The organism is Empedobacter sp. GD03861 (genome assembly GCF_029840885.1).
GTDB lineage: Bacteria > Bacteroidota > Bacteroidia > Flavobacteriales > Weeksellaceae > Empedobacter > Empedobacter falsenii_B.
Genome location: NZ_JAOCDJ010000094.1, coordinates 1 through 886 on the forward strand (window position 1 = coordinate 1; position 886 = coordinate 886).

Sequence of the window (886 nt, forward strand, 5' to 3'; positions counted from 1 at the left end):
TGATGGAATTGTCCCGAGTTAAAACCGACTTCTAATTCATCCACATTTAACGCTCTGGAATGACAATAGTTTTGAGCGGGTTCACTGCATAATAATCCTTTACGGAAACTTAGAAACATCTTTTGTAGAAACGCTGAATGGTCTGCGATTTGAGGAATGCGGTTTGGTTCGTTTACCGCAAAACGCTCTTCGCCAGCCAAACTTTTACACTTGTTTAGTGCTTCGTGTTTGCTCAATTTCTCATAATCTTGCACAAACTGAATGACATCGCCTGTTTTGGAACACGCATGACAATTGTAAAAATTCTTCTCCAAATTAACCTGTAAACTTGCCGTCTTATCCGAATGAAAAGGACATTTCAGCATATTGTTCTTAGGTTCTAATCCGTAATGATGTAGGATTTGAGATAATGATAAGCGAGATTTTATTTCTTGGATTTCCATTTGAAAAATTATTTAAAAAATTTTCACTAATCGTTTTCGCTTACAAACTTAGCGTTTTTGATTTTTAAAACAAATTGTTTTCGCTTTTTATTTTTCAACTGAATTAGTTATTTCACTAACTAAATTGTAATTTTGTAGAGTATATAATACATACGCAGTATGTTTTAAAGTTTATTTGCTATGGAAAATTTTGGAAAAAACTTGAAAGAATTAAGAAGCGGAAAAGGTTTTTCGCAAGAAGTGTTTGCTTCTAAGATTGGAATTCACGTGACTAATCTTTCTAAATACGAAAGAAATATTACGATTCCATCTTTGGAAGTAGCGGAAAAAATGGCGAAAATTTTATCGATTTCTTTGGATGAATTGGTTTATGGAAACAATAAAGCTGATGCTATTTTACAGGATAATCAGTTATTGAATTTGTTTGCTGAAACGCAACAATT

At 32.6% G+C, this 886-nt stretch carries 2 protein-coding genes; one reads left to right on the plus strand and one right to left on the minus strand.

Annotated features, from left to right (window positions below; all coding sequences use genetic code 11):
* Nucleotides 1–443, minus strand: a 443-nt coding sequence (locus N5D03_RS14870; RefSeq protein ID WP_280052114.1) for a CHC2 zinc finger domain-containing protein, incomplete at its 3' end; no start/stop codon positions are given.
* Nucleotides 444–623: 180 nt separating this feature from the next.
* On the opposite strand from N5D03_RS14870, the gene N5D03_RS14875 reads away from it, so the two are divergent.
* Nucleotides 624–886, plus strand: a 263-nt coding sequence (locus N5D03_RS14875; RefSeq protein WP_280052116.1) for a helix-turn-helix transcriptional regulator, incomplete at its 3' end; no start/stop codon positions are given.